The organism is Bradyrhizobium sp. NBAIM14, assembly GCF_020193895.1.
Taxonomy (GTDB): Bacteria; Pseudomonadota; Alphaproteobacteria; order Rhizobiales; family Xanthobacteraceae; genus Bradyrhizobium; species Bradyrhizobium yuanmingense.
The window spans coordinates 36,334-58,615 of record NZ_JADYVQ010000027.1 but is presented as its reverse complement, the minus strand read 5'-3'; the positions used below and the strand labels follow the sequence as shown (position 1 = coordinate 58,615).

Annotated in this window: 22 protein-coding genes; 8 read left to right on the top strand and 14 right to left on the bottom strand. The window is 65.1% G+C overall.

The window, feature by feature from the left end; genetic code table 11:
* Nucleotides 1-169 precede the first annotated feature (169 nt).
* Nucleotides 170-928, top strand: coding sequence for a DUF4167 domain-containing protein (locus tag I6F28_RS34440; protein WP_036042629.1), 759 nt, complete (start codon nucleotides 170-172; stop codon nucleotides 926-928).
* A 110-nt stretch (nucleotides 929-1,038) separates the two neighbouring features.
* Here I6F28_RS34440 and I6F28_RS34435 read toward each other — a convergent pair whose 3' ends face one another.
* Entirely contained in the window at nucleotides 1,039-1,785 is a 747-nt protein-coding gene (locus I6F28_RS34435) for a methyltransferase domain-containing protein (RefSeq protein ID WP_036014737.1), read from the bottom strand.
* Between the two features lie 108 nt (nucleotides 1,786-1,893).
* Here I6F28_RS34435 and gloB point away from each other — a divergent pair, with 108 nt between their 5' ends.
* Nucleotides 1,894-2,661 carry a hydroxyacylglutathione hydrolase gene (gloB, locus tag I6F28_RS34430; RefSeq protein ID WP_036014739.1) on the top strand — a complete coding sequence of 256 codons (768 nt, stop codon included), beginning with the start codon at nucleotides 1,894-1,896 and terminating at the stop codon, nucleotides 2,659-2,661.
* A gap of 37 nt (nucleotides 2,662-2,698) precedes the next feature.
* Nucleotides 2,699-3,121, top strand: coding sequence for a cupin domain-containing protein (locus I6F28_RS34425; RefSeq protein ID WP_036014741.1), 423 nt, complete (start codon nucleotides 2,699-2,701; stop codon nucleotides 3,119-3,121).
* Nucleotides 3,122-3,132: 11 nt separating this feature from the next.
* Here I6F28_RS34425 and yddG read toward each other — a convergent pair whose 3' ends face one another.
* The 3 genes from yddG to I6F28_RS34410 form a co-directional block, all read right to left on the bottom strand.
* Nucleotides 3,133-4,002 (bottom strand): aromatic amino acid exporter YddG, encoded by an 870-nt coding sequence (gene yddG / locus I6F28_RS34420; RefSeq protein ID WP_036014743.1) that lies wholly within the window; start codon nucleotides 4,000-4,002, stop codon nucleotides 3,133-3,135.
* Between the two features lie 142 nt (nucleotides 4,003-4,144).
* On the bottom strand, nucleotides 4,145-4,870 hold the full coding sequence (gene phbB / locus I6F28_RS34415; RefSeq protein WP_036014745.1) for an acetoacetyl-CoA reductase: 726 nt from the start codon (nucleotides 4,868-4,870) through the stop codon (nucleotides 4,145-4,147).
* 243 nt (nucleotides 4,871-5,113) lie between these two features.
* Nucleotides 5,114-6,292, bottom strand: coding sequence for an acetyl-CoA C-acetyltransferase (locus I6F28_RS34410; RefSeq protein ID WP_036026194.1), 1,179 nt, complete (start codon nucleotides 6,290-6,292; stop codon nucleotides 5,114-5,116).
* Between the two features lie 312 nt (nucleotides 6,293-6,604).
* Between I6F28_RS34410 and phaR the strand changes: the two genes are divergently transcribed.
* Nucleotides 6,605-7,195, top strand: coding sequence for a polyhydroxyalkanoate synthesis repressor PhaR (phaR, locus tag I6F28_RS34405; protein ID WP_036014750.1), 591 nt, complete (start codon nucleotides 6,605-6,607; stop codon nucleotides 7,193-7,195).
* Between the two features lie 137 nt (nucleotides 7,196-7,332).
* Complete coding sequence (locus I6F28_RS34400; RefSeq protein ID WP_346656760.1) at nucleotides 7,333-7,854, top strand: class I SAM-dependent methyltransferase; 522 nt, start codon at nucleotides 7,333-7,335, stop codon at nucleotides 7,852-7,854.
* Between the two features lie 105 nt (nucleotides 7,855-7,959).
* Here I6F28_RS34400 and I6F28_RS34395 read toward each other — a convergent pair whose 3' ends face one another.
* Nucleotides 7,960-8,847, bottom strand: a complete 888-nt coding sequence (locus I6F28_RS34395) for a branched-chain amino acid aminotransferase (RefSeq protein WP_036026190.1) — start codon at nucleotides 8,845-8,847, stop codon at nucleotides 7,960-7,962.
* Between the two features lie 220 nt (nucleotides 8,848-9,067).
* Here I6F28_RS34395 and I6F28_RS34390 point away from each other — a divergent pair, with 220 nt between their 5' ends.
* On the top strand, nucleotides 9,068-10,003 hold the full coding sequence (locus I6F28_RS34390; RefSeq protein WP_225143326.1) for an alpha/beta hydrolase: 936 nt from the start codon (nucleotides 9,068-9,070) through the stop codon (nucleotides 10,001-10,003).
* 9 nt (nucleotides 10,004-10,012) lie between these two features.
* On the opposite strand, the gene I6F28_RS34385 is transcribed toward I6F28_RS34390, so the two are convergent.
* On the bottom strand, nucleotides 10,013-10,261 hold the full coding sequence (locus I6F28_RS34385) for a hypothetical protein (RefSeq protein WP_036014770.1): 249 nt from the start codon (nucleotides 10,259-10,261) through the stop codon (nucleotides 10,013-10,015).
* Between the two features lie 210 nt (nucleotides 10,262-10,471).
* Here I6F28_RS34385 and I6F28_RS34380 point away from each other — a divergent pair, with 210 nt between their 5' ends.
* Entirely contained in the window at nucleotides 10,472-11,344 is an 873-nt protein-coding gene (locus I6F28_RS34380) for a hypothetical protein (RefSeq protein WP_225143334.1), read from the top strand.
* Here the strand turns inward: I6F28_RS34380 and I6F28_RS34375 are convergent.
* The 3 genes from I6F28_RS34375 to I6F28_RS34365 all read right to left on the bottom strand — a co-directional run bounded on the left by I6F28_RS34375 (nucleotide 11,341) and on the right by I6F28_RS34365 (nucleotide 13,683).
* Entirely contained in the window at nucleotides 11,341-11,901 is a 561-nt protein-coding gene (locus I6F28_RS34375) for a carboxymuconolactone decarboxylase family protein (protein WP_225143324.1), read from the bottom strand. The genes I6F28_RS34380 and I6F28_RS34375 overlap by 4 nt on opposite strands.
* Nucleotides 11,902-12,010: 109 nt before the next feature.
* Complete coding sequence (locus I6F28_RS34370) at nucleotides 12,011-13,174, bottom strand: PLP-dependent cysteine synthase family protein (protein WP_225143323.1); 1,164 nt, start codon at nucleotides 13,172-13,174, stop codon at nucleotides 12,011-12,013.
* A gap of 44 nt (nucleotides 13,175-13,218) precedes the next feature.
* Nucleotides 13,219-13,683: an Lrp/AsnC family transcriptional regulator gene (locus I6F28_RS34365; protein WP_057030169.1), complete on the bottom strand. Its 465-nt coding sequence runs from the start codon at nucleotides 13,681-13,683 to the stop codon at nucleotides 13,219-13,221.
* A gap of 159 nt (nucleotides 13,684-13,842) precedes the next feature.
* On the opposite strand from I6F28_RS34365, the gene I6F28_RS34360 reads away from it, so the two are divergent.
* Nucleotides 13,843-14,859 (top strand): 1-aminocyclopropane-1-carboxylate deaminase, encoded by a 1,017-nt coding sequence (locus I6F28_RS34360; protein ID WP_225143322.1) that lies wholly within the window; start codon nucleotides 13,843-13,845, stop codon nucleotides 14,857-14,859.
* A 201-nt stretch (nucleotides 14,860-15,060) separates the two neighbouring features.
* On the opposite strand, the gene recQ is transcribed toward I6F28_RS34360, so the two are convergent.
* The 5 genes from recQ to I6F28_RS34335 all read right to left on the bottom strand — a co-directional run bounded on the left by recQ (nucleotide 15,061) and on the right by I6F28_RS34335 (nucleotide 22,243).
* Nucleotides 15,061-16,926 carry a DNA helicase RecQ gene (recQ, locus tag I6F28_RS34355; protein WP_225143321.1) on the bottom strand — a complete coding sequence of 622 codons (1,866 nt, stop codon included), beginning with the start codon at nucleotides 16,924-16,926 and terminating at the stop codon, nucleotides 15,061-15,063.
* Between the two features lie 241 nt (nucleotides 16,927-17,167).
* Entirely contained in the window at nucleotides 17,168-17,911 is a 744-nt protein-coding gene (locus I6F28_RS34350) for a polysaccharide deacetylase family protein (protein ID WP_346656759.1), read from the bottom strand.
* Between the two features lie 106 nt (nucleotides 17,912-18,017).
* A complete protein-coding gene (gene metA, locus I6F28_RS34345; RefSeq protein WP_225143319.1) occupies nucleotides 18,018-19,016 on the bottom strand; it encodes a homoserine O-succinyltransferase MetA in 999 nt (332 codons plus the stop codon).
* A 12-nt stretch (nucleotides 19,017-19,028) separates the two neighbouring features.
* Complete coding sequence (locus tag I6F28_RS34340) at nucleotides 19,029-20,330, bottom strand: O-acetylhomoserine aminocarboxypropyltransferase/cysteine synthase family protein (RefSeq protein WP_225143318.1); 1,302 nt, start codon at nucleotides 20,328-20,330, stop codon at nucleotides 19,029-19,031.
* 353 nt (nucleotides 20,331-20,683) lie between these two features.
* A complete protein-coding gene (locus I6F28_RS34335; RefSeq protein WP_225143317.1) occupies nucleotides 20,684-22,243 on the bottom strand; it encodes an amidase family protein in 1,560 nt (519 codons plus the stop codon).
* Between the last annotated feature and the right edge of the window lie 39 nt (nucleotides 22,244-22,282).

Below are 22,282 nucleotides of genomic sequence, written 5' to 3'. Positions count from 1 at the left end.
TGCTGGCGGGTGGGGAACGCGTCTTTGTTGAACGCGACGGTCGACGAACATCGGCAGGGTTGGATCCGCTTTTGCGCGGTGCGCGCAAGACATGTGAGCCACTGTCACCAGGTCACTCCTAGCAATCAGTAATGCGTGCAACCTTTAGGGCTGGAATTAAAGGCAGGACATGAGAAACGGTCAGAACAAGCAGCGGATGCGCAACCGCAACAACAATAACAACAACAACCGGCGCGGCCAGAACCCGATGACCCGGGTCTACGAATCCAACGGACCCGACATCAAGATTCGCGGCACTGCTTCGCACATCGCCGAAAAGTATCTCCAGCTTGCACGTGACGCGCGCTCCTCCGGCGATCCCGTTGCAGCCGAGAACTACTACCAGCACGCCGAGCATTATTTCCGCCTGATCGCGGCGGCTCAGGAGCAGTTCCGTCAGAACCAGCAGCCGCGCGGCGATGAGCCCATCGCCAGCAGCGACGAGGGCGAGGACGACGGTGAGAATTTCTCGGCCTTCGGCCAGGAGCCCGGCTTCGTCCCGCAGCCCCAGCCGCAGCCCTTCATGCGCGACCGCGACGGCCAACGCGATCATCACCAGCGTGATCACCAGCCGCGCGACAACCAGCCGCCCTATCAGCGCGACAATCAGCAGCCGCGCGAGCACCGCGAACGCGATCACCGTCCGCAGCCGCAATATCAGCCGCAACCCGCCAACCAGCCGCAGCCTGTCATCGCCGATGGCGGCGTCGACCGCCTACCCTCCTTCATCACCGGCGCGCAGCCGCAGGTGAACGGCAATCAGGGCGGCTTCGAGGGCGGCGGTGGCGGCGAGCGCTATCCGCGCCGGCGGCGCCGGCCGCATGGCCCGCGCCCGGAGCGTGAAGCCGCTCCGGTCGCTTCCAGCGACGAAGTCGCCCCGGGCGAGTAAGCTCTTCTGACTTTCCGACTGGAATCGTCCCGGCCTCGCCGGGACGATTTGCTTTTGATGCCGTGCGTTGGCCGGGCACAGGCCCACCTCTCCCGAAGGGAGAGGTGAAGCTAACTGCGCGTCACCGTCGTCGAGGATGGCACCAGCACGGGCTTGGCGAGTGAGGGAATCAGCCGCGCCCGCTCGCGCTTGGCGGGGATCGCGCGGTAGACCTGCTTGGTCGCCTCCACGATGTGGACGCCGGCAAAGGGCAGTGACAGCGCGGCACCGGCACGTTCCCACATCTGGGCCGATTTCAACACCCAGCCGCCGGCGTAAGGCGGCATGAACAGCGCCTCGCCCCAAGCGGTCGGCGTGAACCAGGTCTGGCGCAACAGCTCGGTGATCTGCGAGCGCGAATAGGGCCGGCCATGGCCGAACGGCGTGCTGTCGGTGCGGGTCCACACCCCACGCCGGTTCGGGATCACGGCGATGACGCGCCCAGAGGGCGACAGCACGCGCCACACCTCGCGCAGCAATGCGGCCGGATCGTCCGACATCTCCAGCGCGTGCACCAGGAGAATGCGGTCGACCGCGGCGTCGGGAAGCGGCAGCGAGAACTCATCCACCAGCGAGGCCAGCGCGGGCCGTCCCGTCGGCCATTTCAGGACACCCTGCGCCGCCGGCATGAAGGCGAGGCAGCGCTCGGCGTCCTCGCGGAACAACCCCAGATAGGGTGTGGGATAGCCGACGCCGAGCACGCGCTGGCCCTCGGCGCTGGGCCAACGCTCCCTGATACCGCGATTGATCATTTGCCGCGCCACGATGCCGAGGCGGCGGGAATAGAACTCGCGGAGGTCGACGACGTCGATGGTCATGACCGCAATGTAACATGCGCCAGGGCGCTGCTGCGCGCGGAATATTGCATTGCCTGCGCAACGTTAACGCCATATTTGTCTGGCGGGGCTGAGCGCGATGGAGATGACATGGCCGCCGAAATTCGTACTTTCAACTGTTTAAACGACAATTTCGGTTATCTGATCCACGATGTGGAAACCAAAGCGACGGCCTCGATCGACGCGCCGGAGGCCGGCCCGATCCTCAAGGCCCTGGAGCGCGAGGGCTGGCAGCTCACCGACATTCTGATCACCCATCATCATGGCGATCATGTCGGCGGGGTCGCCGAGCTCAAGCAGAAATTCAATTGCCGCGTCGTCGCGCCGCACGACAAGACCACGAAGATCGCCAACGTCGACCAGCGCGTCGCCAATGCCGACGTGGTCAAGATCGGCAATCTGCTGGCGCGTGTCGTGGAGACGCCCGGCCACACGCTCGACCACATCTCCTACGTGTTCGACAATGAGAAGACGGTGTTCGCCGCCGACACGCTGTTCTCGATCGGCTGCGGCCGCGTGTTCGAGGGCACCTATCCGATGATGTGGGATTCCCTGCTGAAGCTGCGCGCCCTGCCCGACGACTTCAAGCTCTATTGCGGCCACGAATACACGGCGTCCAACGTCAAGTTCGCGCTCACCATCGAGCCGGACAACGCGGCGCTGCAGGCGCGCGCCGCGGAGGTGACAAAGCTGCGCGCCGAGAACAAGCCGACCATTCCCTCGCTGCTCGGCGAGGAGAAGCGCGCCAACGTGTTCCTGCGCGCCGATGAGCCGGCGGTCGCGGCCAAGCTGCATATGAAGGGCGCGGATCCCGCTGCGGTGTTCGGCGAACTGCGCGAGCGCAAGAATAAATCCTGACGCACAAGTCCTGAAGCACACATCCCGACGAGGATCGATGCCGACCGCAGCCGAGATCATCGCACGCCTCGAGCTCCGCCCGCATCCGGAAGGCGGACATTATCGCGAGACGTTTCGCGACCAGAGCACGGACGCCAACGGGCGTTCGCGCTCGACGCTGATCTACTTCCTGCTCGCGCGCGGCGAGCGTTCGCACTGGCATCGCGTCGATGCGGTGGAGACGTGGCACTATTATTCCGGCAGCCCCTTGACGCTGCGCATCGCCCATGACGGCTGCTCGCAGCACGAGGTGCGGCTCGGCGCCGACCTCGGCGGCGGTGAGCGGCCGCAGGCGATCGTGCCTGCGCTGGCCTGGCAGATGGCGGAAACCACCGGCGAGTGGACGCTGGTCGGGTGCACCGTGGCACCCGCGTTCGAGTTCGCGGGCTTCGAGCTCGCGCCGCCCGGCTGGGAGCCGTAGCTCCGCTCCAATCATCGCTTCCGCAGCACCATGTCCTTGGCCGCGATCAGGCCGCCTCCGGCAATGAGGATCGCAGCAAGGGCGATGTTGGCGCTGGCCTTGGCGAAACCGGCAGCGATGAGGAATCCCGTCGAGAGCAATGGCGTCGCGTAGGAGGCGGCGCCGAGCACACGGATGTCGCCGCGCTTCATGCCGATGTCCCAGGCGTAGAACGCGGCACCGACCGGGCCGATGCCGAGTGCGATGACCGAGAGCCATTGCACCGCGGTCTCCGGCCAGACCGTGGTTTCAAGCAGGCCATGCATCAGCGCGGCCAATATTGCCGTGGCAAGACAGAAGCCCGCGACCGCATCGGTCGGCACCGCTTTCAACCGGCGCGACAGCACCGAATAGGTCGCCCAGACGAACGCCGCGATGAAGGCCGCGATGAGACCCGGCACAGCTCCAGGCGCAAAACCGCTGGTGTTGCCGGCGAACAGCAGCACCGTGCCGACGAGGCCGAGCACGGCGCCGATGATGTGGTGCGCCGCCAGCCGCTCGCCCGGCAGGAAGGACGAGAACAGCACGATCAAGAGCGGCCACAGGTAATTCAGAAGGCCGGCTTCGGCCGGCGGGGCGAAGCGCAGCGCGAGGAAATACAGCGCGTGATAGCCAAACAGGCCGCCGACGCCGACGATCCAGACGGCGAGCGGTTGCCGCAAGCTTCTCGCCGCCTCGCTCCGCCCGATCCAGGTGAGCAGGCCGACGACACCGCCGATCGCGAAGGTCATCGCAGCGAGCTGAAACGCCGGGATCTTTCCGGTCGCCACCGTCATCACCGACAGCAGCGACCACATCAGGATCGCGGTCAGACCGATCAGCGTGGCAGTGCGGGGAGTCATTGGCCCAATGTTTCCGTCATGGCGGGGCTTGTCCCGGCCATCCACGTTCTTCCGTGGCGACGGCTGTTGTAAGGCCGTGGATGCCCGGGACAAGCCCGGGCATGACGATGTGGACAATATCAGCCTGCGTGATGCGATCGCATCACACCATGTACTGGCCGCCGTTGACCGACAGCGTCGAGCCGGTGATGGCGCCGGCCTCATCCGCGGCGAGGAACACGACGGCACGCGCGATCTCTTCGGGCTCGCCGAGACGGCCGATCGGAATCAGCGGCAGAATCGCCTTCTCCAGCACGTCCTTCGGCACTGCCTGCACCATCTCGGTATTGATGTAGCCGGGACAGATCGCATTCACGGTGATGCCGCCCTTGGCGTTCTCCAGCGCCAGGGCCTTGGTGAAACCGATCTCGCCGGCTTTCGCTGCGGAGTAGTTGACCTGTCCGAACTGCCCCTTCTGGCCGTTGATCGAGGAAATGTTGATGATGCGACCGAACTTGCGCCCGCGCATGCCTTCGATCACCTGGCGCGACATGTTGAATAGCGAGCCGAGATTGGTGTTGATGACGGCGTTCCACTGCTCAAGCGTCATCTTGTGGAAGGCACCGTCCTTGGTGATGCCGGCATTGTTGACCAGCACGTCGACCGGGCCGACCTCGGCCTCGACCTTCTTCACGCCCTCGGCGCAGGCCTCGAAACTGCTGACGTCCCACTTGTAAACTGCAATGCCGGTCTCGGCCTTGAATTTCTCCGCGGCAGCGTCGTTGCCGGCATAGCTCGCCGCAACCTTGTAGCCGGCGGCCTTCAGCGCCTTGCTGATCGCAGCACCGATGCCCCGCGTACCACCCGTCACCAATGCAACACGTGCCATGTCGTATTCCTTCCCTCTTCCTTGGACGCTTCGGACTTTTCTGACGTGATCGCTTTTTAGCTACGGATTATGCGGTTGGTTTGACGGACATCAAGAACAAAACGCCCGGCATCGAGCCGGGCGTTTTTCTTTAGTCGAGGCTTGTCGGGTTGCGAAGAATATTTGATTTGCAACCGCTGCCTTTTTAGTCGCGTGCAACGCACGCGCTGACGTGTGCGGCGCACCCGTCAGCTGCGCGTAAGATCAGTCGCGCGCCACACACATGGCGATGCCCATGCCGCCGCCGATGCACAGCGTGGCCAAGCCCTTCTTCGAATCGCGCTTCTGCATTTCGTGCAGCAGCGTCACCAGCACGCGTGCGCCGGACGCGCCGACCGGATGGCCGATCGCGATCGCACCGCCGTTGACGTTGACCTTGGAGGTATCCCAGCCGAGGTCCTTGTTGACCGCGCAGGCCTGTGCCGCGAAGGCTTCGTTGGCCTCGATCAAATCGAGATCGCCGACGCTCCAGCCGGCCTTCTTCAGCGCGGCGCGCGAGGCCGGGATCGGGCCCGAGCCCATGATCTTCGGATCGACGCCGGCCTGCGCCCAGGACACGATCCGCGCCAGCGGCTTCTTGCCTTCCTTGGCGGCCTGCTTGGCGGTCATCAGCACCACGGCGGCAGCGCCGTCGTTGATGCCCGAGGCCGAGCCCGCGGTCACCGTGCCATCCTTCTCGAAGGCGGGCTTGAGCTTGGCCATCGCGTCGAGCGTGGCGCCATGGCGCGGATATTCGTCGGCGCTGACGACGACGTCGCCCTTGCGGGTCTTGATGGTGACGGGGACGATCTCGTCGTTGAACTTGCCGGCCTTCTGCGCCGCCTCGGCCTTCTGCTGCGAGGCCACGGCGAACTCGTCCTGCTGGGCACGGGTGATCTGCCATTGCCGCGCGACGTTCTCGGCGGTGTTGCCCATGTGGTAGCCGTTGAAGGCATCCCACAGGCCGTCCTTGATCATGGTGTCGACCAGCTCCAGGCCGCCCATCTTCACGCCGCCGCGCAGATGCTGGGCGTGCGGGGCCATGCTCATCGATTCCTGCCCGCCGGCGACCACGATCTCGGAATCGCCGTTGAGCAGCGCCTGGTAGCCGAGCGCAACCGTGCGCAGGCCCGAGCCGCACAGCTGATTGACGCCCCAAGCCGGGCTCTCCACCGGAATGCCGGCGCCGATCGACGCCTGGCGGGCCGGGTTCTGGCCTTGGGCGGCGGTCAGGATCTGACCCATGATCACTTCGGAGACCCGGCCGGGCTCGATGCCGGCGCGCTCCAGCGCGGCCTTGATGGCAACGGCGCCGAGGTCATGGGCGGGAAGGGTCGCGAACGCTCCGTTGAAGCTTCCGACCGGGGTGCGGGCGGCGCTGACGATGACGACATCGTCTGACATGGGCATCTCCTGGGGCTTGAGGTTCTTGTGAAGGGGGCAGGCGGGCTGGAAAGCGATCGCCAGTCTCGTCAGCCATCCTGTTAACGTCGTTGAGGCATGTCAATCGGCCGGGGCCCGAATTCATACCGCAGCGCATTCAAAATAGCGTTCTTGGCGTTTTCGCAAGCAGGATTTTGCTCTGCAATTAACCGTGCCGCACAAAACGGTAGCGTGAGCCCTTTGAAAATGCTTATTTTGTTGCGTTGCGTACTCTTCCCGCCCTGCGGCATTGCCCGACAGGTTCCCGTTCTCCGCGTTTGCAAGTGAGAGCCCATGGCGAAATCAGACCAACCCACCACAATCAAGAAATACGCGAACCGCCGGCTCTATAACACCGGAACGAGCACCTATGTGACGCTCGAAGACCTCGCCGCGATGGTCAAGGACGGCGAAGACTTCCTGGTCTATGACGCCAAGACCGGCGACGACATCACCCGCTCCGTGCTCGCCCAGATCATCTTCGAGCAGGAGAACAAGGCCGGCCAGAACCTGTTGCCGACCACCTTCCTTCGCCAGCTGATCCGCTTCTATGGCGACAGCATGCAGATGGTGGTGCCGAAATATCTGGAGCAGTCGATCGCGACCCTGACCCAGGAGCAGGAGAAGTTCCGCAAGCAGATCGCCAATACGCTGTCCGGCACTCCTTTTGCTCCGTTGGAAGAGCAAGTCCGCCGCAACATGGAGCTGTTCCAGCAAACCTTCTCGATGTTCAAGCCGTTCGCTGCGCCCCGTCCGGCGGCCAGCCCCGAGCCGGAGCCCGATGCGAATGCCGAGGCGCCGAAGGACAGCAACATCGACGAGCTGCGCCAGCAGATGAAGGAAATGCAGGAGCGCCTCGAGCGGATGTCGAAGAAGGACGAATAGTCTTTCATTCGCGCCGGCCCCTGTCCGCGGGAGGGCGAGCCACGTCTGACCGAAGCAACCATTGGGACCATGTCTACGCCACCAAGGGCGAGGCCGAGGTCAGCTGGTATCAGGATAGCCCCGCGATCTCGCTCGCGATGATTCGCGCAGCCGGCTCCGATCGCGACACGACCATCATCGATGTCGGCGGCGGCGCATCGCGCCTGGTCGATGCGCTGTTGCAGGACGGCTATCGCGACATCGCCGTGCTGGATCTTTCTGCCAATGCGCTCGCGGCGGCGAAGAAGCGCATCGGTCCGGCCGCTTCGACGGTCGACTGGATCGTTGCCGATGCCACGACGTGGCGTCCGACCAGGACCTACGATGTCTGGCACGATCGCGCAGCGTTTCACTTCCTGACTGACCCGCGCGACAGGGTCGCTTACGTGGAGCGCCTGCGGTCGGCGGTCAGACCTGGCGGCCACGTCATCATTGGGACGTTTGCACCCGATGGTCCCGAGAAATGCAGCGGCCTGCCGGTGCAGCGCCACGACAGCGCGAGTCTTGCGGCGGAGCTCGGGCCGGAATTTAAACTGGTCGAGACGCGCAGCGAGACGCACCACACGCCGCGGCATTCGACGCAGGCGTTTCAGTTCAGCCGGTTTCGGCGGCAGAAATAGTTCTCGTCATGGCCGGGCTTGACCCGGCCATCCACGTCTTGACGCGCGACGCGAAGAACGTGGATCCCCGGGGACAAGCGCGGGCATGACGACAGAGACTCCGGATCAAGCCGCCATCTTCACAGCATGCGCAAAGTCCCAGTAGAGCTTGCGCGCCTTGGCGTAGAACGGGCCCGGCTTCAGCTCGCGCTCGTCGATGCGGATCACGGGCGCGACCTTGGCGAAATTGCCGGTCGAAAAGATCTCGTCGGCGGTCAGGAAATCGGCGTAGCGCAGCGTCTTCTCGACCACGGTGACGCCGTCGGCGCGAAGCAGGCTGATGACGCGCTGGCGCGTGATGCCGTTGAGGAAGGTGCCGTTCGGCACCGGCGTGAACACCACGCCATCCCTGGCCATGAACACGTTGGAATTGCCGAACTCGGCGACGTTGCCGAGCATGTCGAGCATCAGCGCGTTCTGGAAGCCGCGCGACGCAGCTTCGGCGAGTGCGCGCGAATTGTTCGGGTAGAGGCAGGCGGCCTTGGCTTCGACCGGCGCGCATTCGGCCGTCGGCCTACGAAACGGCGACAAGGTGATCGCGTTGCCGACGGGCTTTGGCATCGGCGCTTCGTAGATGCACAGGCACCAATTGGTGGTCTCGGGGTCGAACAGCACGCCGCCGCCGCTTCCGTTCTGCGCCCAGTACATCGGACGGATATAGAGCTCGGCATTTCCGGCAAAGCGCGCGATGCCTTCGTTCGCGAGCGTCAGCCAGGTGTCGGTATCGACCACCGGCTTCAGGCCGAAACTGATCGCGGATTGATTGGCGCGGGCGACGTGACGATCGAGATCCGGTGCGACGCCCTCGAAAGCGCGAGCGCCGTCGAACACGATCGAGCCGAGCCAGGCCGCATGCGTGCGCGGCCCCATGATCGGCACGTTGCCCTCGTGCCATTTGCCCTCGAAGAAGGTCCAGCTCGGCGAGTAGTCGATGGGCTTCTTGATCTCGGCCATGACCGGCCTCCTTTTCGAACGATCCGGCACTATTGTCCCAATTTCTAAACGATTTGCTGCGGGGAAATGGTGAGTTACCCTCTCCCCTTGTGGGAGAGGGTGGCTCGCCGCGTAGCGGCGAGACGGGTGAGGGGTATCCATCCGCGAACTCACCTGCGGAGAAAACCCCTCATCCGGCGCTGCGCGCCACCTTCTCCCACAAGGGGAGAAGGAAGAATCCATGCCGCTGGATCCGCTCGCAAAGCGTTTGTTGACCATGATGGCTGCGGCTGCGCCGCAGGCGCGGAGCCGGCCGAGTGTGGAGGTGCGGCGGCAATCGCTGGCAAAGCTGATGCAGTTCGCCCGGGCCGAGGCGCCGGATGTGACGACCTCCGACGGCAGGCTGCCCGGTCCCGGCGGCGAGCTGCCCTATCGCCTCTACACGCCGGCAGGCACTGAAGCGCCCGCACCGGGCTTCGTGTTCTTTCATGGCGGCGGGCTCGTCGCCGGCAGCATTGCCACGCACGAGCGCATCGCCGCGGCGCTGGCGCATGCCACCGGCTGCCGCCTCGTGTCGGTCGATTACCGGCTCGCGCCGGAGCACAGATTCCCCGCCGCGGTCGACGACGCGATCGCCGCCACCGAATGGGTGGCGCGCGAGGCGGCATCGCTCGGCATCGACGCGGACCGCCTTGTGGTCGGCGGCGATTCCGCCGGCGCCACACTCGCGGCGATCGTGTGCCAGAATGCGGCGCAGACCGCTGGCCTCTCCATCGCCGCGCAGTGCCTGATCTGCCCGGTGCTGGATTTCGAGGAAACCTCGCCTTCGCGCGAAGCCTTTGCCGAGGGCCATCTGATCGATCGCGCCACGATCGAAGCCGATCTTTCCGATTATCTGCCTGACGGCATCGATACCGCCGATCCCCGCGTCTCTCCCTTGCGCGCAACACGCCTCACGGGCCTGCCGACCGCAATCATCCACACCGCCGAATATGACCCGATGCGTGACGAGGGCAATGCCTATGCCCGCAAGCTGCTCGCCGCGGGGGTCGCGGTCGAGCATGTCTGCCACGATGGCATGGTTCACAATTTCCACGCCATGGGCGCAATCCTGCCGCAGGCACAGCTCGTGCTGTCGCAAATCGGCGAACAGGTGCGGCGCGCGGTGAAGACCTGACAGCGTCAATCATACGCGCGCGCCGATCACCGCGCGCGCCGCCGCGACATATTCCGGCCAGTGCGCTTCCGCATAATGCTCCGCCTGCCATGCGCAGGTGCGGTCGGGCGCATGCGCCGCCGCAATCGTGCGCGCGAAACGTTCCTCCGCAACAGTCGCCTTGCCGGGCTCGGCTATGGGTGCAGCAGCCACCGCAGCACCGGGAGTAACGGCAAGCCCCGCCAGACCGGTGAGCAGGATGCGGCGTGACGTGTTCATGGCTGTCTCCTCCATTCTTCGGCCTGCACTGTGGCGGGCGAGTGTGTCAGTGCGATCACGCCAGGGTAACCGCGCACATCCGCGCCGTCCATCGCTTGCGGATAGCGCTTGACCAAGCGCGCGATCACGTTCCATCTAACAACGGTTCCACCCTCAAATCGCCACGCGTCGGATCGTCACGTGCCTCTTCGCAGCCAATCCCGTCGTGCGTTGCGCGCTGCCGCGGCGGGACTGCTGTGTCTGGCGGTCCCGGCAGGCGGTGCCCTCGCCGCCGACGATGAGGAGGACGAGCCCGCAAAGCCGACCGTCCCGAACATCTATCTCGATCTCCGCACCATCTATGCGACGATCCCCGCAGGCACGCTCGCGCTCGGCTTCGGCAACACCTCGCTGTCAGCCGCATTCCAAGCCCTGGCGGCGCAACGAGGCACGTCGCTGCGGAATGGACTGCCGGCCGCGAAATCGATTGCGATCGACCTGCCGCTGACCGTCGACGTCAGCGACCGCGTTTCGCTCTACGGCGGCGTATCCGGCACGACGACGGATATCGGCGGCGGCTGGTCGTCTTTCGACATCACGAGCTGGAACATCGGCGTGCAGGCCGATCTCTACCAGCAGAATGGCGGGAAGATCCCGACCATCACGCTGCAATCAACCCTGACGCAGTCGGTGCCCAACGAGCAGGGCATGACGAACTCCTTCAACAACATCGTGGAATTCGACTACGCGGTCGACGAGGACGAGACACGGGGCTGGCTCGCCGGCCTGCAATACACCACCGTCACCATCGCCAGCCCGTTCGCCACGATCCGGCCGAACACGATCCTCTATGCCGGCGGCTACTATCAATGGCCGAGCAACTGGAAGTTCACCGGGCGCCTCGGCATGCAGTCGTTCGGCGGCGCGCTGCTCGCGGGCCGGACGCTCGCGGAATCCTTCACCCAGCCGGTCCTGCGGCTCGACCTCGATCGCATGGACGACAACGACAACCGACTTTTCGGCATTACCGCGCAGATCGCCTGGATGCCGAAGCCGTCCTATCAGGTCACGTTGCGCACACCGCTCTACGCCGTGCGCAACTAGTCAGGCACCGGCACGTCGAAGGTGTTGAGCGTGACCGAGACCATGCAGTAGACGCCGACGAGATAGGACAGCTCGGCCGCGCCGTGCTCGCCGAATTCCTTCACCGCCGCACGCCAAGTCAGCTCCGGCAGCACGCCGCCGCTGACCAGTGCCGAAGCCATGTCGTAGGCGACGGCTTCCTGCCTGGTGAGGTCCACCGGCCGCTGGCCGGCAACGATGGTCGCGAGCTTCTCGTCGGAGAGGCCACGCTGCTCGGCCACCAGCACATGAGCGTAGAGCTCGTAACCGGAGCGGAAATGCGAGCCGGTGACGAGGATCGCGACCTCGCGTACGGCCGCGGGCAGCAGCGGGTTCGACGCAATCGCCTTGACCAGCTCCCACACCGGCTTGCCGAAGCGCGGCTCGCGGATCCAGGGATTCCAGGGCCCGAGCAGCGCGCCGTCCTCGCGCATGTTCACAAAACCCTTGAAGTGGTCCTTCATGCCGGCCCGCATGTCGTCATAGAGCGGCTTCTGTTCGTCGGTCAGCTCTTTCGGATCGAGAATGGGAAGGCGCACGGTAGGGTCTCCTCGTTGAGAAGACGCAACCGTCACCTGCGTGCCTGCGCAAGGCAAGTGAAGTTGCCGTGACGACCGTGCGATTTCGCAAATGCCAGGCAGATCTCGGCTATGACGCCGTGGGGCTTGGCACGCTTTGGGGATTGACGACGTCGTCGACGTCCAGCGTCAGTGGCTCACCTGTGGCGAGGAACGACGACAGCGCCGCCTCGAACGGCGTCGGATCTATGCCGCGCGCTTTCAGCCAGCCCGGCTCGTAATAGGTCTGCCGGTAGCGCTCGCCGGAATCGCAGATCAGCGTCACCAGCGATCCCGTGACGCTCGCCTGGCGCATCTCCGAGGCGAGCCGGCACAGCGCCAGGAAGTTGGTGCCGGTGGAGCCGCCGACCGCACGGCGCAGCCGTCGCGACAGCACGTTCATCGCCGCGACCGTTGCCGCATCCGGGATCTTCATCATGCGATCGACCACGCCGGGCACGAAGGACGGCTCGCAGCGGGGGCGACCGACGCCCTCGATCAGCGACGGGCGGTCGCAAACACGGGAGCGGTCCAGCGTGCGGAAGCAATCGAAGAACGCGGAATGCTCGACATCGGCGACGCACAGCCGGGTCGGATATTGCCGATACCGCAGATAACGTCCGATGGTGGCCGACGTGCCGCCGGTGCCGGCGCCCATCACGATCCAGTCCGGAATCGGCCGCGGCTCGCCCTGCAACTGCGTGAAGATGGACTCGGCGATGTTGTTGTTGCCGCGCCAGTCAGTGGCCCGCTCGGCAAAGGTGAACTGATCCATGTAGTGGCCGTCCAGCCGGGCGGCGAGTGCCGCGGCTTCCGCATAGAGCGCGCGGCCGTCGTCGATCAAATGGCAATTGCCGCCATAATGCTCGATCGCGGCGATCTTCTCCGCCGAGGTCGTGCGCGGCATCACGGCGTAGAAGGGCACGCCGATCATCTCAGCGAAATAGGCCTCCGACACCGCGGTTGATCCCGACGAGGCCTCGACCACGGGCGTGCCTTCGCGGATGTGGCCGTTGCAGAGCGCATAGAGGAACAGCGAGCGCGCGAGGCGATGCTTCAGGCTGCCGGTCGGATGCGTGGACTCATCCTTCAGATAGATGTCGATGCCCGATAGCGCCGGCACGATCAGCCGGATCAGATGCGTGTCGGCGGTGCGGCACTGGTCGGCCTCGATCGCGGCCACGGCCTCGTCGACCCAGCCGCGCCGATAGGCCGGCCCGGCCGGATTGTGCTGGCGGAAGGGGAATGTCTGCATCGGACGAATCTCTCATGATGCGGATAGCGCATCAATAGCTGCGCCTAAAATTCCAGTGGCGCGTTGTCGACGACTTCCTTCATCACGAAGAAGGTCCGGGTCTGGCGCACGCCGGGGAGCGCGATCAGCTGCTCGCCGTGGATGCGATTGAAATCCTCCATGTCGCCGACGCGGATCTTGAGGAAGTAATCGAAATCGCCGGCGACGAGATGGCAGTCGAGCACGAATTTCAGCTTTGCAACGGCCTGCTCGAAGGTGGCAAAGCTTTCCGGCGTCGAGCGGTCGAGCACGACCCCGACCATCACCAGCGTGCCCTTTGCCACCTTCTTCGGCGCGACCATGGCGCGGACATTGGCGATGAAGCCGTCCTCGAACAGGCGCTGGGTGCGACGATGGCAGGTGGCGGGGCTGATCGCGACCGTTTCGGCCAGTTCGGCGTTGCTGAGCCGACCGTTATTCTGAAGCAATCTCAATATCTTGAGGTCGGTGCGGTCGAGCCGGGCAGCCATGAAAGAAACTTCCGTAAGAAAATGCTGTTCTGGAAGGAATATTAGCTATCGCCGCAACTTTCGCAAGAAATTGCGCAACATGGCCGCAATATTCGAGAGCACATTTTCCCGACGCGATGCTAGGGAGCCGCCAACACCAACGCCAATCGGGATTGACCCATGAAGCTGGACAAATTTCCGCGCTATCCTTTGACCTTCGGCCCGACGCCCATCGAGAAGCTGGAGCGCTTGTCGAAACATCTCGGCGGCCAAGTCGAGGTCTATGCCAAGCGCGAGGACTGCAATTCCGGCCTCGCCTATGGCGGCAACAAGCTGCGCAAGCTCGAATACATTATCCCCGATGCGATCGCCTCCAATGCCGATACGCTGGTCTCAATCGGCGGCGTGCAATCGAACCACACCCGCATGATCGCGGCGGTCGCGGCCAAGCTCGGCATGAAATGCCGCCTGGTGCAGGAAGCCTGGGTGCCGCACGAGGACGCCGTCTATGACCGCGTCGGCAACATCATGCTCTCGCGCATCATGGGCGCCGACGTGCGCCTGGTCGACGACGGCTTCGATATCGGCATCCGCAAGAGCTGGGAGCAGGCGATCGAGGAAGTGAAGGCGGCGGGCGGCAAGCCTTACGCCATTCCCGCCGGTGCCTCCGTGCATAAGTTTGGCGGCCTCGGCTATGTCGGCTTTGCCGAGGAGGTGCGCAAGCAGGAAGCCGAGCTCGGCTTCAAGTTCGACTACATCGTCGTTTGCACCGTCACCGGCTCCACCCATGCCGGCATGCTGGTCGGGTTTGCGGCGGACGGCCGTGCGCGAAAGGTGATCGGCATCGATGCCTCCTTCACGCCCGCCCAGACCAAGGCCCAGGTACTCGAGATCGCGCAGAACACGGCAAAGCTCGTCGAGCTCGGCAAGGATCTCGTCACTGAGGACGTCGTGCTGATCGAGGACTACGCCTATCCCGCCTATGGCGTGCCATCGGAGGAGACCAAGGAGGCGATCCGCCTCACCGCGCGCCTCGAAGGCATGATCACCGACCCCGTCTATGAGGGCAAGTCGATGCAGGGCCTGATCGATCTTGCGAAAAAGGGCTATTTCGAGAAAGGCGCGAAGATCCTCTACGCCCATCTCGGCGGCGCGCCGGCGCTGAACGGGTATGCGTATGCGTTCAGGAATGGGTGAGTGAGAGCGTAGCGCTCGCGCGTCATGCATCACTGTCGTCCCGGGGCGCGACGAAGTCGCGAGCCCGGGACCCATACGCCGCAGCAATCGTTTTGCGAGGACTGGCAGTTGCCAGCCTGCCGTCATCACACCGGCCTGTGGTTATGGATCCCGGATCTGCGCTTCGCTTGTCCGGGATGACAGGGGAGTTTTTGGCTCGCCCTACCTCGTCCTCACGATCTGCAGCAACTCGTCGCCGTAGTGCTCGAGCTTCTTGTCGCCGATCCCCGGCACGTTGCGCAGCTCGTCCAGCGTGGTCGGCCAGGCCCGGACGATGCCGTCGATGGTGGCATCGTGCAGCACCACATAGGCCGGCACGCCGCGTTCGCGCGCGACCTCTGACCGCCAGGCGCGCAGGCGCGCGCGCAATTCGGGATCGACGTCGCCTTGCGGCGCGCTCGCCGCGGGCGCGAGGTCACCGCGGCGTGACGTGGCCCGGCTGGCGCGAACCCGCGTGCCGGGCGCCTCCTCGCGCAGCCAGACCTCGGTCTCGCCGCGCAGCACGCCGCGCGAAGACTCCGTCAGCTTGAGCGCGCCGTAGGCTTCGCTGTCGCTGCGCAAATGGCCCGTCGCCACCAATTGCCGCAGCACCGTGCGCCACTGCTTCTCGTTGAGCTCGCGGCCAATGCCGAACACCGACAGCTTGTGGTGACCGAACTGTGTGACCTTCTCGGTCAGGCGTCCGACCAGCACGTCGATCAAATGCATGGCGCCGAAACGCTGCCCGGTGCGATAGACGCAGGACAGCAGCTTCTGCGCCAGCACCTTGCCGTCGCGCATCTTCGGCGGCGTCAGGCAATTGTCGCAATTGCCGCAGCTCTCGCCCATCACGATCTCGCCGAAATAGGCGAGCAGGCGCCGGCGTCGGCAATGCGGCGTCTCGGCGAGGCCGACCAGCGCGTCGAGCTTGCCGATCGAGACCCGCTTGAAATCCTCCGATCCGGCCGATTCGTCGATCATGCGGCGCTGCTGCACGATGTCGGAGAGGCCGTAGGTCATCCACGCCGCCGACGGCTTGCCGTCACGACCGGCGCGTCCGGTCTCCTGGTAATAGGCCTCGATGCTCTTGGGCAGGTCGAGATGGGCGACGAAGCGCACGTCGGGCTTGTCGATGCCCATGCCGAAGGCGATGGTCGCGACGATGACGATGCCGTCCTCGTTGAGGAAGCGATCCTGGTTGCGCGAGCGCACCGCCCCGTCGAGCCCGGCGTGGTAGGGCAGCGCCGCAATGCCGGCCTCGGCAAGCGCTGCGGCGACCTCCTCGACGCGGTTGCGCGAGAGGCAATAGACCACGCCGGCATCGCCCATGTGGCGCTCGCGGATGAATTCCTTCAGCTGCGACACCGCATTGCGCTTGTCGACGATCTCATAGCGGATGTTGGGCCGGTCGAAGCTGGAGACGAACTGCGGCGCGCCCGTCAGCTGCAGCCGCTCGACGATCTCCTTGCGCGTCAGCTCGTCGGCGGTCGCGGTCAGCGCGATGCGCGGCACGTCGGGAAAGCGCTCGGCGATGACGGAAAGGCCGACATATTCGGGCCGGAAATCGTGACCCCATTGCGAGACGCAATGCGCCTCGTCGATCGCGAACAGCGCCACCTTCGCCTGCGCCAGCAGCGACAGGCAGCGCGGCGTGACCAGCCGTTCCGGCGCGACATAGAGCAGGTCGAGATCGCCGGCGAGCAGGCGGCGTTCGACGTCGGAGGCCTCCTGCGGCGTCAGCGACGAGTTCAGCGCGGCGGCATTGACGCCGGCCTCGATCAGGCCGGCGACCTGGTCGCGCATCAGGGCGATCAACGGCGAGACCACGATGCCGCAGCCTTCGCGCAGCAAGGATGGAAGCTGATAGCACAGCGACTTGCCGCCGCCGGTCGGCATCAAGACCAGGCAATTGCCGCCGTCGGTGACATGGCGGACGATCTCGCCCTGCGCGCCGCGGAATCCCGGCAGGCCGAACACCGAATGCAGCACCGACAGCGCGTCGCGGCCGTTGGCTGGCGCAGGCAGTGGGGCGTTGGAGGGAGCGGACATGGGCGGAGCAGATCAGGCCGTGGGATTCGTCACAAGGCCAGTCGCATGCTGGTGTGGCTGTGGCAAGACTGTTTGGAGGCGAGGCACGACTCTTCCCTCTCCCCTTGTGGGAGAGGGTGCCTCGCGAAGCGAGGTGGGTGAGGGGTTCTACCCGCGAACGCAGATATGAGCTTGTGGAGACATACCCCTCATCCGGCGCTTCGCGCCACCTTCTCCCACAAGGGGAGAAGGGAAGAAGAGGCTACGCCCCGATCCGTCGCAGCGCTTCTGCGACGGTCACGATCGGCATGTTGCGCTTGGCGGCGGCTTGGAGCGCATGACGCATCAAATGCGGCGTGCAGCCATAGGGGCTCGGCCTGTCGCTGACGTCGTGGCCGTAGAAGATCAGCCAGCCGCCGCTCGCGACCGCCTCGTCGAAATAGCGATCGACGCCCGCCTCGTCGATCTCGCAATCGACCAAGGGGGAGGCGCGCAGGAATTGGAGGTCGATGACGCCGCTGTTGACGCCGGGAAGAATGCCGCGCGCGGAACGGAAGGCCTTTGTCAGCTGCGGCTTGCGCCACACCGAGGCGATGCCATAGGGATAGGCGAAATTCTCCAGCGTGATCGAGCCATCGATGCCGCGGAGATGGCTGCGGTTTCGTTCGATCTCGCGCGCCATGGCGGTTTCGTCGAGCGTCGCCGAGCTCTGATGCGAGAAGGTGTGGCAGGCGATCTCGTGCCCGGCGCGGTGAAGCCGGACGATCGCATCATCCGAGAGGCCGTGCCAATGCTCCGACGGCCGACCGATCAGGCTGCCGGCGAGGTAATAGGTGCCGCGGCCGCCATGCCGCTCCAGTAGCTCGGCGCCCTCGCCCGCGGCGCTATCGGGGGCATCGTCGAACGTGAAGCTCACCATCGCCGCATGCGCGGCCAGCCGGTGCGGCGCGGCGCGGAAATGCCGGGCCAACCGATTGCTCACGCGTCCCTGGAGTGCCGACCACACGACTGCGTTTCCTGTGATGCCTTCTTGCTCTACTGAAACATTCGTGCGCAGGTCGAGGCAAGCCTAACGCCCGGGTAATCCTAACGCCGAACCAAGAGCGCTTCGGCTAGCGCACCGACATCGACGCGTCGGCGTCCGCGCCGAGATAACGCAACCAATTGCGGAAGAGCACCGCCGCCGCGTCGCCAGCGCCGATATCGGCGCGCAGGTTCAGCGCGGGCAGCTCGTTGCTGAGCGCCGGATGGCGCTGGTGCGCCGCCTTCTTCTCGAACCGAGCCAGCTTCTCTTCAGTCGCTGCGTCAAAATAACTCACCGGCAGGCGCGGATAGGTCTCCCGCTCCCGCGCGAGATAGCGGCCGATGTCACGCAGATATTCGCGCTGCAGCGACAGCGCGTCATATTCGGGGTGACCCTGGAAGAACACGAAGCGGCTGGCATATTGGCGAACGAAGACGTCGACGCCAGCCTCCCGTGAGCGTGTCAGCACCTGATAACCGGCGTGCACGAGGTCGCTCTCGGCGATCTCGTTCAGACGTGAATGCGATACCTTGAGCGGCGCAGACGCAGCGCGGGTCAGCGAATCGTCTGCGGCGATCTCGCAATCGAAAATGCCGTGGCATTTGGCCGGCAACCGCCGCCGTTCAATACCGTCGAGATGCAGCACCGCGGCATGCGCGGCAAGGCAGGACCAGATCGTCGAACGCGTGTTGGCCTTGGCCCAGTCGATCAGGTTGGCGAGGTCGCGCCAGTACGGCTCCCCGTCGAGCTCGGGCGCGATCGGCTCTGCGCCCGTCACGATCAACCCATCGAATTTGCCGTGCTCGAGATCGGAAAGGTTGGAATACTCGCTCTCAACGTGCCACTTGGCTTCCGGCGACCGCTTCACGCTGGGAAGCGAGAAGCAGTGGAAGCGGATACGGCGCGAGCCCGCCGCGGCCAGAAGCAGCTTCATGAACTGCCGCTCGGTCGCCTTCAACGCGGCATCCGGCATGTTGTTGACGAGGCCGATGGTGAGTTCGGCGCCGGCATCGCGCGCGAGATCGTGCGCGGCCGGCACCAGCGTCGGGCCCGCGATGACCTGATCCTTGTCGATCAAGATCGTCATGGCCGGCGCCGCCTACTCCGCAGCCTCGCGGCGCGCCGACGGGCAGGCCTTTTCCAGCGCCTGGTCGATGTCCTCGATGATATCAGAGACATGCTCGATGCCGATCGACAGACGGATCGTCTCCGGCAGCACGCCGGCGGCGCGCTGCTGCTCCGCCGACATCTGGCGATGGGTGGTCGATGCCGGATGGCAGGCGAGCGACTTGGCATCGCCGATATTGACGAGGCGCGTGATCAGCTTCAGCGCATCGTAAAACGCCTTGCCGGCCTCCATGCCGCCCTTGATGCCGAAGGTGAATAGCGAGGAGGCGTTGCCGTTCAGGTACTTCTGCACGAGGGGATAATAGGGGCTGGCCGGGAAGCCGGTGTAATTGACCCAGGCCACGCGCGGATCGCCGCGCAGGAATTCGGCGACCTTGCGGGCGTTCTCGACATGGCGCTCCATGCGCAGCGCCACGGTCTCGATGCCCTGAAGCAGCAGGAAGGCGTTGAACGGCGACAGCACCGAGCCCATTGTGCGCTGATAGACGCTGCGCGCGCGCTCGATATAGGCGGTCTTGCCGAAGCGCTCGGCATAGACCAGGCCGTGATAGGAGGCGTCGGGCTTGTTGTAGGCCGGGAAGCGATCGGCGTACTCGGCCCAGGGAAAGTTTCCGGAATCGACGATGGCGCCGCCGAGCGTGGTGCCGTGACCGCCCAAGAACTTGGTCAGCGAATGCACCGCGATATCGGCCCCATAGTCGAACGGCTTGAAGAGGATCGGGGTGGCGACGGTGTTGTCGACGATCAGCGGCACGCCATGCGCGTGCGCGACCTTCGCCAGCGCCTCGATGTCGCAGACATTGCCGGCGGGATTGCCGATGGTCTCGGCGAACACCGCACGGGTGTTCTCGTCGATCAGCTTCTCGACCGCCTCGGGCTTGTCGCTCTCGGCGAAACGGCCGGTAATGCCTTGGCGCGGCAGGATGTGGGAGAGCAGCGTATGCGTGGTGCCGTAGAGTTGCGGCACGGAGACGATGTTGCCGCCGTGATCGGCGACGTTGACGAAGGCGAAATGCAGCGCTGCCTGCCCGGTCGCGACCGCGAGCGCGCCGACGCCGCCCTCGAGCTGCGCGATGCGTTTCTCCAGCACTGCGCTGGTCGGATTGGCGATGCGGCTGTAGCGAAAGCCTTCGGTCTCCAGATTGAACAGGGCGGCGCCATGATCGGCGCTGTCGAAGGCGTAGGCCGCGGTCTGGTAGATCGGCACGGCCACTGCGTGCGTGGTGGCTTCAGGCTCGTAGCCGGCGTGAATAGCGATCGTCTCGTTGCGCATCGTGCCACCTCCGCGTGGAGCGGGCCGCACTTATTGGCCTAGAATGAGGCATGTGCGTTGTCCGCCGCTCCTCTGTTAGAGGCGGGTGGTAAAGCGGACAATAATTCGCTTAGAGATCGAGGAAGTAACCCTAATGCTTGCTCGCGGATTGGCTGAAATCCGGGTTAAAGCGGATTAACGAACGCGCTCTCGCCGTGGCGCTCCTTCTCCCCTTGTGGGAGAAGGTGGCGCGAAGCGCCGGATGTGCGGTGTCTATCCACACGCGAACTCGTGGAGGGATACCCCTCACCCGTCTCGCCGCTCTGGGGCGAGCCACCCTCTCCCACAAGGGGAGAGGGTGAAATTACCCGCCGCTACGCCATTCTTTCCCACAGCCGGTGCGCGAGCACGCCGACGCGTTTCTCGATGGCGGCTGCGGCATCGAGGGCGAGATCCTCGCGATAGCGGCCGGCAATCAATTGCACGCCGATCGGCTTGCCGTCATGCAGCGCCACCGGCACCACCGCGCCGGGCAGGCCCAGCACGTTGATGGCGGAGATGAAGCGGATCTCGCCCCAGAAGATCTCGCGCACGCGCTCGGAGCTGATGGTGTCCTCGCGCGGGCCCGGCGTCGGCTTCACCGTGGTCGGCGCCAGCACCACCGGATACTCCTCGAAGAACAATTGCCAGGCGCGGATGTGGCCGTTGCGCGCGGCGGTCGCCTGCATCCAGCCCTTGAGATCGAGCACGTTGGCCTTGGCCTTCATGCCGCCCCAGGACTTGTGAAAATCCTCGGATGTGACCTTCAGCATGGCGGCCTCCTGCATCATCACGGTCTCGTTGGTGATGATGTCGCACCAGGTCTGCCAGACCCCGTTGATGTCGGGTACCTCGACCTCGCTGACGCGATAGCCGGACCGCTCGAGATGATCGGCAGCCTGGCGCAGCGCCGCGGCGACAGAGGGATCGACGTCCATGTCCTCGGGGATCTTTGCCAGTGCAACCTTGATCGGCCGCTTCGGCCGCTCGCCGACCAGCGGCGCGGGCACCCACCAGGGATCGCGCGGATCGCGCTGGCTCATCACCTCCAAAGCGAGGCGAACGTCGGCGATGTGGCGCGCAAGCGGCCCCTGCGCCGACATCAGATGCGCCAGCATCGGCCGCTCCGACGTTGCGCTTCCGTTGAAGGCGGGGATGCGGCCCTGCGTCGGCTTGATGGTGGCAACGCCGTTGCAATGCGCCGGCCAGCGCAGCGAGCCGCCGATGTCGTTGCCGTGGGCGATAGTGCCGATGCCCGCAGCGACCGCCGAGCCCGCGCCCCCGGAGGAGCCGCCGCAGGTGATGTCGGGATCCCAGGGGTTGAGCGTCAGCCCGTGCAGGGGATTGTCGGTGAAGCCGCGAAAGGAGAATTCGGGCGTGTTGGTGAGACCGATGACGATCGCGCCTGATTTCTTCAGGTTGCGCACCACGGGCGAGTCGGAGGGTGCAATGAGGTCCTTGTTGGCGGGCACGCCGTTGAAATTCGGCCGGCCCTCGTAGTCGACATTTTCCTTGATCGTAATCGGCACGCCGTGCAGGAGACCGAGCTCGCCGCCTTTGGCGCGCTGCTTGTCGGCCGCGTGCGCCGCTTTGAGTGCTTCCTCCGAGAGATCGACGACGACCGCATTCAGCTTCGGATTGACGGTGCGCATTCGTTCGAGATGCGCTTCCACCGCCTCCACCGCGGAGATGGCGCCGGAGCGGATCGCAGCCGCGGTCTCAACCGCCGACCATTGCCAGGCCGGGCCCTTCGGGCGCCGCGGCTTCGCCGATTTGCCGGCAGCGGCCTTTCCGGCCGGCTTGGCGACGGCGCTCTTGCGGCCGGAGCCCTTCTTCGAAGCCTTCGCCGTCGTCTTCAACACACTTTTCTTCTTGGTCGCCGTCTTCTTCGCCACGCCGCATCTCCTAAATTTGCGCGGCGGAGGTTAGGGACG